General features: G+C 73.4%; 4 protein-coding genes. All 4 read left to right on the plus strand.

Going from position 1 to position 7284, the window contains the following annotated elements; all coding sequences use genetic code 11:
* The first annotated feature begins 3 nt into the window (after nt 1-3).
* Nucleotides 4-1944: a beta-ketoacyl synthase N-terminal-like domain-containing protein gene (locus tag ACFSL4_RS35930; protein ID WP_381092174.1), complete on the plus strand. Its 1941-nt coding sequence runs from the start codon at nt 4-6 to the stop codon at nt 1942-1944.
* Nucleotides 1941-3479 carry an amino acid adenylation domain-containing protein gene (locus ACFSL4_RS35935; protein WP_381092176.1) on the plus strand — a complete coding sequence of 513 codons (1539 nt, stop codon included), beginning with the start codon at nt 1941-1943 and terminating at the stop codon, nt 3477-3479. The genes ACFSL4_RS35930 and ACFSL4_RS35935 overlap by 4 nt, the downstream gene beginning before the upstream one ends.
* 67 nt (nt 3480-3546) lie before the next feature.
* Nucleotides 3547-4731, plus strand: a complete 1185-nt coding sequence (locus ACFSL4_RS35940) for an FAD-dependent oxidoreductase (protein ID WP_381092178.1) — start codon at nt 3547-3549, stop codon at nt 4729-4731.
* A gap of 237 nt (nt 4732-4968) precedes the next feature.
* A partial coding sequence (locus tag ACFSL4_RS35945; RefSeq protein WP_381092180.1) for a sensor histidine kinase occupies nt 4969-7284 on the plus strand: 2316 nt, incomplete at its 3' end.

The raw sequence follows: 7284 nt of genomic DNA on the forward strand, positions 1-7284 counted from the left end.
GTCATGAACAGGCCGGACGTGGACGCCCGGGCGGTGGCGGTGATCGGCATGGCCTGCCGACTCCCCGGCGCATCGGGCACCGACGAGCTGTGGGCCCTCCTCAGAGACGGCGTGGACGCCACCAGCGAGACGCCTCCCGAACGTTACGACGTGGACGCCCTGTACTCCCCCGTCCCCGGTCCGGGCCGCATGGCCAGCCGCCGCGCGGGTTATGTGGAGAAGATCGCCGAGTTCGACGCCGAGTTCTTCGGGATGTCCGCCACGGAGGCGGTGGAACTGGACCCACAGCAGCGGCTGCTGCTGATGACGGCCTGGGAGTCGCTGGAGGACGCGGGGCAGCGGCCGGATCTGCTCGCGGGCAGCCGGACCGGGGTCTTCGTGGGCAACGCCCGTGCCGACTACCTGGAACTGGCGCTGCGCCGGGGCCCGGAGGCCGCCACCGCCTCCCAGCTCAACAACTTCCGCTCGCTGCTGCCCGCCAGGATCTCCCACGCCTTCGACTTCCGCGGGCCCAGCGTCGTCGTGGACACCGCGTGTTCGTCCTCCCTGGTCGCCGTCCACCAGGCCGTGCAGAGCCTGCGGGCCCGGGAGAGCCCTCTCGCCCTGGCCGCCGGGGTGAACCTCAAACTCCGCCCCGACGAAGGTCTGGTGATGAGCCAGGCGGGCGGCATGTCCGCCGACGGGCGCAGCCGGTTCGGGGACGCCGGCGCCGACGGCCACGCCCCCGGCGACGCGGTGGCGGTGGTCGTCCTCAAACGCCTCGCGGACGCGCTGGCCGACGGGGACCGCGTCCGGGCCGTCATCCAGGGCAGCGCCGTCGGCAACGACGGCCGCACCAGCGACTCCGTGCTCAACCCCTCCCTGCAGGGCCAGATCGAGGTACTGCGCTGGGCGTACGAGGACGCCGGGATCGACCCCGCGGACGTCGACTACGTCGAGGCGCACGGTTCCGGGTCGCCCGCGCTCGACCCTCTGGAACTGACCGCGCTGGGCCGGGTCCTGGGCGCGGGACGCCCGGCGGACCGGCCCCTGCTCGTCGGCTCGCTCAAGACGAACATCGGCCACGCGGAGGCCGCTGGCGGCATGGCAGGACTCGTCAAGGCCGTACTGTGCCTGGAGCACGGGCAGGTGCCCGCCAGTCTGCACCTGGCCACGCCGAACCCCGAGGTGGCCTGGGACGAGCTGCCGCTGGTCGTGCCCGGCGCCCTCGTCGACCTGCCGGACGACGGCCGGCCGGCCGTCGCCGGGGTCTCCGGGCAGGGCTCCTCCGCCCTCAACGCGCATGTGGTGATCCGCCGTCCCGATCCGGTCGAAACGCCCGTCGAGCCGGACGCGAGCGGCACCCCGTACCTTCTGCTGCTCTCCGCGCGCAGCCCCGGGGCGCTGGAGGCACTCGCCCGGTCGTACGCCGCCTACCTCGCCCCCGACGGCCCGGGAGCCGCGTACCGCGTCCGCGACATCTGCTTCAGCGCGGCCACGCGCCGGCAGCACCACGCGCACCGGCTGGCGGTCGTCGGGGCGAGCCACGAGGAACTGGCGGCGGCCCTCACCGGGTCACCGGCGGTGGACGGCAGGCCGCTGTCGGCCGTCGTCCACCGCTACCGCCGGGGCGAGGAGGTGGACTGGGAGCAGCTGTTCGACGCCCCCGGCCGCTTCGTGCCGCTGCCGGCCTACCCCTGGCAGACCAAGCGGTACTGGCCCGGCGAACGGCGCGACGACGGGGGCGACCTGGCGTCGTGGGTGCTGCGCGAACACGCCCGCACCGGTTTCGACGACGCCTCCAGCCTCACCGACATCGGCATCGACTCGCTGGCGAAGCTGCGGATCGTGGTCGAGCTGACCAAGCGGTCCAGTCAGGACGTCGACCCGGAGGAGGTCGGCAGGCTGCGCACGGTGGGCGAGCTGCGCCGGTGGACACGCTCCCTGGAGGCGGCCGCCCGATGAGCGAACCGCAGACCGCATACGCCTGGTTCGCCCGCTCCGCCGACGCGTACGGCGACGACGCCGTGGCACTGGAGGTGGGCGGGGAGCGGCTCACCTACACCGCACTGCGCGACCTGGCGGAGCGGCTCGCCGCCCGTCTGGTCACGGCGGCCGGGGGCAGCCCCCCGCGCCGCGTGGGCCTGCTGGCGAACCGCTCGGTGACCGCGTACGCCGGCTACCTGGCCGTGCTGCGGGCCGGCGCGGCCGTCGTTCCCCTCCATCCCGACCACCCGCAGGCCCGCACGGCCGACATCGTCAAGACCGCGGAGGTGGAGGTCGTCCTGACCGACGCCGCTGGGGCGGGAGCCGACCCGGGGGTGCCCGTCCTCACGGTGGGCCCCGAGGAACTGGCCGCCCTGGCCGCCGGACCCGATCCCGATCCGTCCTGGAGCGAGACCGGTCCGGACGACATCGCGTACATCATCTTCACATCCGGGTCGACCGGCATGCCCAAGGGCGTGCCCATCCTGCACCGCAACCTCTGCGCCTACCTCGGCCAGGTCGCCCCGCGCTACGGCATCGCACCGGGCAGCCGGCTGTCGCAGTCCTTCGAGCTGACCTTCGACGGCTCCGTGCACGACCTGTTCGTCGCGTGGTCGGGCGGAGGCACCCTCGTGGTGCCCCAGCGCAGCCAGCTCCTGTCCCCCGTGAAGACCGTCAACACCCTGCGCCTCACCCACTGGTTCTCGGTGCCGTCCCTGATCTCCTTCGCCTCCCGTCTCGGCACCCTGCGGCCGGGCAGCATGCCCACGCTGCGGTGGAGCATCTTCGGCGGTGAACCGCTGAGCCTGGACGCGGCCCGGGAATGGCGGGCCGCGGCACCCGGCAGCCGTCTCGAGGTGCTCTACGGACCCACCGAACTCACCATCTCCTGCACGGCGTACCGGTTCCCCGACGATCCGGACGAGTGGCCCGACACCGCGAATGGGACCGCTCCCATCGGCACCGGCTACCCCGTCCTCGACCTGCTGCTGCTCGACGAGCACGGCCGGCCCGCCGACAGCGGCGAACTGTATGTGCGCGGACCTCTGCGCTTCCCGGGCTACCTCGACCCGGCGAACAACGCGGGGCGCTTCCGCGCGCCCGACGGGGGGCCCGGTGGCGACGAACCGCCCGGTGACCGGCACTGGTACCGCACCGGGGACCGGGTCGCCGTGCGCGACGGACACCTCGTACACCTCGGACGGACCGACCACCAGGTGAAGATACGCGGGCACCGGATCGAACTCGGCGAGATAGAGGCCTTGCTGCGGCGGCAGCCGGGAGTACGGGACGCGATCGTCCTCGCGGTGCCCGCCGCGGACGGCGAACCGGAGCTGCGGGCCGCGGTCGGCGGCGCCGACTGCACATCCGACGCGCTGTACGCGGCGCTGGGCGATTGGCTGCCGCCGTACATGCTGCCCGGCCGGATCGCGGTCCTGGACCAACTGCCGCTGAACACCAATGGCAAGATCGACCGGCGGGCCCTGCTCGGCGAACTCGAATGCGCCCGCTGAGCCACGCGTGCCCGGGCCACGGCACCACAATGCCCCATCCCCAGACGTCTGTTGTGAGGCAACCCACATGTTCGACGCCATCGTGGTAGGCGCTCGGTGCGCCGGTGCGACCACCGCCATGCTGCTCGCACGCGCGGGGCACCGGGTGCTCCTGCTCGACAAGGCCCCGCCCGGCACCGACACGCTCTCCACCCATCTCATCCACCAGCCCGGCGTCGCCGCGCTCGCACGCTGGGGACTGCTGGACGCGGTGCGCGCCTCGGGATGCCCGCCCCTGGAACACGCGCTGTACGAAGTCGCCGACATCCGCCTCCAGGGGTGCGCCCGGGGCGTGGAGGGGCAGCAGGCGGGGTACGCCCCACGCCGCCACGTCCTGGACCCCATCCTGGTCGAGGCGGCGGCCGCCGCGGGTGTCGAGGTGCGCCACCACTGCCGGGTGACCGGACTGGTGCGCGACGAGAGCGGACGGATCGCCGGCGTGGAGGGCGCGCACGGCGGTCGTTCCTTCACCGAACGCGCCCGCCTGGTGATCGGCGCGGACGGTATGCGCTCGGCCGTCGCCCGGCTGGCCCAGGCGCCGTTCACCGTGGAGGACCCCCGGCTGACCTGTGCCTACTACACGTACTGGGAGGGCGTGCCGGCGACGCTGGAGCTGTACGAGCGCCCGGGCAGCTGGGTGGCGGCCGTGGCGACCAACGACGCGGCCACCCTCGTCCTCGCCTACTTCCCGCAGTCCCGCTTCGAGGAGGTCCGCACCGACGCGCACCGCGCCTACCGCGAGCAGATCCGCACCACCGCCCCCGCCCTGTACGAGCGGCTGGACGGCAAGGAGCCGGTGGACCGGCTGCGCGGCACCGGCGACCAGCAGAACTTCTTCCGGCGGGCGACGGGGCCCGGCTGGGTCCTGGTGGGTGACGCGGGACACCACAAGGACTCCATCACCGCGCGCGGCATCAGTGACACCTTCCTGCAGGTCGACGCGCTCGTACGCCGTCTGGAGGGCCGGCTGGACGGCTCCCCGGCCGAACTCGACGCCGCGCTCGGGCGGTTCGCAGAAGAGCGGGACGCGGCTCTGACCCCGGGCTACGAGGCCACGCTCGCCGTCGCCCGGCTCGCACCGCACGAGCAGCGGCTGTCCCTGCTGCGGGCCGTGCAGGCGGATCCGGAGCTGACCTCGATCTACTTCGACATGGTGGCGGGAATCGAGGGGGCGGAAGCCCTGTACACACCCAGACTCCTCGCTCTGCTCTGACTTCCTTTCCACAGCCGCCCGGGCGACGACCGCGGTCAGCCCGGGCGGTCGGCTTTTCAACTACCGCTGGCCCAGGCGCAGTTGCTGTTATCGATTGCTGACGCTGCGCCATGATCCTGATACGGTGCAGGCTGTTCCCGACTTCGATGATGGTGCGTCAAGTCCCCGACCGGGCACGATTCCGGCACATTGCACCGTCCCGACCGAACCAGTGTCCGCTGCCGTACGAGGAATCAGATGCCAGGCACCCGTGACCGGCGCACACGTCATCGGTCCGCCCCGCGCAGATCTCTCCGATTCTCGTTCGTCCTGCCCTTCGTCGTCCCCGCGGCCTGCCTCACCGGGCTGTGGGGCTACACGGCGGCCGGTCTCGTCGACGAGCAGATCCAGTTGCAGGCCGACGCGGACCACGACTCCTCGGTCGCCCGGCCGGCCCAGGCCGTGCTGTCCGCCCTGCAGAACGAGCGCCGCCTCACCGCCGTCTGGCAGGCGAGCCGCAGCGGCACCGCCCGTACGGACCTCGACGCAGCCCGCAGGAAGACCGACACCATACGCGCCGCCTACCTCGGATCACCGGGCCGGGACACCCCGGCCCTCCAGCGCCGGGCCAAGTCGCTCGACGACGCGCTGGGCGCGCTCTCCGACCGCCGGGACGCCGTCGACGGCCGCACCCTGTCCGCCGCCGACGCCTTCCAGTACTTCACCGACACCATCGCCCAGGGCGTCTCGCTCGTCACCGCCGCCGTCCGCAGCGACGACGGATCCCTCGCGCACGGCGGTGCCGCCACGACGTCCCTGCTGCAGATCACGGAGATGCTCTCGCGCCAGGACGCGCTGCTGGCCGGCGTGCTGCCCTCCGGCCGTATGCCCGCGGCCACCCGCGCCCGGTTCGCGCAGTACCTGGCGCTCCAGCGCGAGTTCGCCGCGAGTCTGACCACGCGTGACCTGCCCGCCGGCGCGGGCGCCGTATACGCGCGGATCACCGGGGGCGGGCAGTGGACGACGCTGGCGGGGGTCGGCGACTCGGTGACCGGGGCCAAGGACACCGCCCTGCCCCCAGACGCCTCGTCGTGGCCGGACGCCGCCGACGGCGTCCTCGGTGAACTGCGGTCGCTGGGCGGGGACTCCGTGCAAGGGCTGGCGGACGACGCCTCGGACCGGGCCGACGGCCTGCTGCTGGGCATGCTGCTGGGCACCGCCGCCACGCTGGCCGCGCTGGCAGGCGGTGCGGTGCTGGCGCTGCGGGCCCGCCGCTCCACGCTCGGCCGGCTCTCCGAACTGCAGTCGCACACCGAGGAGATCTCCCGCACGCTGCCCCAGCTGCTCACCCGGATAGAACAGGGCGAGCGGCTCGCCCCGGGCACCCTGGCCCCGCAGGGTCAACACACCACGGACGAGCTGGAGCGGCTGGCCGGCGCCATCGACCGGCTGGGCCGCATGGCGGCTGACGCCGCACTGCGCCAGTCCCGGGGGCGCGAGGGCACGGAGAAGGTCTTCGCCCAGCTCATCCGCCGGACCCAGATCCTGATCCACCGTCTCATCTCGCTCCTGGACGATCTGGAGCGCAAGCACGAGGACTCCGACCTGCTGAAGGACATCTTCAAGGTCGACCATCTCGCCACCCGTGTGCGGCGCCACGCGGAGAACCTGGTGATCCTCAGCGGTTCCCCGCCCAGCCGCCGCATGACCACGCCGCTCTCCGTCACCGATGTCATGCGCAGCGCGGTCGCCGAGACCGAGCAGTACACCCGCGTCAAGGTCAAGAATCTGCCCGCGGACCGGCGCGTCGCCCTCGCGGGCCGTGCCGTCGCGGACGTCACGCACCTGCTCGCCGAGCTGATCGAGAACGGCACGAGCTTCTCCCCGCCGGACACCCAGGTGTCCGTGAGCGCGACGAAGGTGGCCAAGGGCCTGGCCATCCATGTCGAGGACCACGGTCTCGGCATGCCGCCCGAGAAGATCGCGTCAGCCAACGAGCTGCTCGCCCAGCCGCCGAAGCTGGACATGACGTCCCTGGGCGAGGACCCGCGCCTCGGCCACTTCGTGGTCGCCCGGCTCGCCGAGCGGCACAAGATCAAGGTGGAGCTGCGGGAGTCCGTCTACGGCGGCACGCTCGTCGTCGTGCTGCTGCCCTCGGCCCTGCTGGAGGAGTACGAGTCGCCGGTCATCGACCAGCTCAGGTCGGCGGCCGCCGCGAGCGGCCACGCGCTGGGGGCCGAGTCCCGGCAGTCCGCCCTGGGCGGAGGGGAGAGGACGCCGGCCGGCGCGGTGGGGATGGCCGGTGGCGCGGCTGTCCCGGGCGGCGCCGACGGGGTCGTCGTCACGCACACGCGCCTTCCCGACCACAGCGGCTTTCCCGAGTACGGGGGCGCGGGTCTGTTGCCGCCGGTGTCGGAACACCCCGTACCGCCTCCCGGCCCGGCCCCGTGGTCCGCGACCCGGGAGGCTCCGGCGCCCGGGGGGCACGCCGCTCCGCGGCTCTCGGTTCCCGGCGCGCCACCGGGCCGGGCCGTACCGTCGGCCGGGCATGCCGGCCCCCGGGCCGGGCACGCG

Source organism: Streptomyces caeni (genome assembly GCF_042678285.1).
GTDB lineage: Bacteria > Actinomycetota > Actinomycetes > Streptomycetales > Streptomycetaceae > Streptomyces > Streptomyces caeni.

What these genes read in the sequence shown, in the direction of transcription:
- ACFSL4_RS35935 (WP_381092176.1), top strand. Translation starts at nt 1,941, where the DNA reads ATGAGCGAACCGCAGACCGCATACGCCTGGTTCGCCCGCTCCGCCGAC.
- ACFSL4_RS35940 (WP_381092178.1), top strand. Translation starts at nt 3,547, where the DNA reads ATGTTCGACGCCATCGTGGTAGGCGCTCGGTGCGCCGGTGCGACCACC.
- ACFSL4_RS35930 (WP_381092174.1), top strand. Translation starts at nt 4, where the DNA reads ATGAACAGGCCGGACGTGGACGCCCGGGCGGTGGCGGTGATCGGCATG.